This window comes from Sphaerisporangium melleum, assembly GCF_014646695.1.
Taxonomy (GTDB): Bacteria; Actinomycetota; Actinomycetes; order Streptosporangiales; family Streptosporangiaceae; genus Sphaerisporangium; species Sphaerisporangium melleum.
Genome location: NZ_BMNT01000138.1, coordinates 1 through 997, shown reverse-complemented (window position 1 = coordinate 997; position 997 = coordinate 1). Strand labels below are relative to the sequence as shown.

The following is a 997-nucleotide window of genomic DNA, read 5'->3' as shown; positions in this document are numbered from 1 at the left end:
TCACCCTCCAGCCCCTTACGCTCCCCATCGATGATCCGCCGCTTCAACCGCTCCCACAACGGCAACCCCGCAAGCTCCGCCGCCCGCCCCTGCCTAAGCGACGCCGCATCCACCCCCGCGAACAACTCCATGAACCGGGCGAGGGGGTCATACCCCTCCCGCCGCCGGTCATAGACCATGTCCAACGCCACCTGACGCTGCTCATCCGGAATCCGCGACATCGGCACGATCTTCGACGCGTGCACGATCGCCGAATCCAGCCCCGCATTCACACACTCATGCAGAAACACCGAGTTCAGCACAATGCGGGCGGCCGGGTTCAACCCGAACGAGATGTTCGACAACCCCAGCGTGGTCTGCACCCCCGGATAGCGGCGCTTCAGCTCGGCGATCGCCTCGATCGTCTCCACCCCGTCCCGCCGCGTCTCCTCCTGCCCCGTCGCGATCGGAAACGTCAGGCAGTCCACGATGATGTCCTCGACCCGCATCCCCCAATTCCCGGTCAGATCCTCAATCAGCCGGGAGGCGACCGCCACCTTCCACTCCGCGGTCCGCGCCTGCCCCTGCTCATCGATCGTCAACGCCACCACCGCGGCGCCGTGCTCCCGCACCAACCCCATGATCTTCCGGAACCGCGAATCCGGGCCGTCCCCGTCCTCATAGTTCACCGAGTTGACCACCGCCCGGCCACCCAGCACCGAAAGCCCCGCCTCGATCACCGCCGGCTCGGTCGAATCGATCACCAACGGCAACGTCGACGCCGTCGCCAGCCGAAACGCCAACTCCCGCATGTCGGCCACCCCGTCCCGGCCCACATAATCCACACACACATCCAGCATGTGCGCCCCATCCCGCGACTGCGCCCGCGCGATGTCCACACACTCCTCCCACGCCCCCGAAAGCATCGCCTCCCGAAACGCCTTGGACCCATTGGCATTGGTCCGCTCACCGATCGCCAAATAAGAGGTGTCCTGCCGGAACGGCACATGCGCATACA

General features: G+C 66.0%; 1 protein-coding gene. It reads right to left on the bottom strand.

The annotated features are described in order from the left end of the window. Positions 1-997: dihydropteroate synthase (locus IEY93_RS37525; protein ID WP_189167891.1), on the bottom strand; the 997-nt coding region annotated here is incomplete at both ends.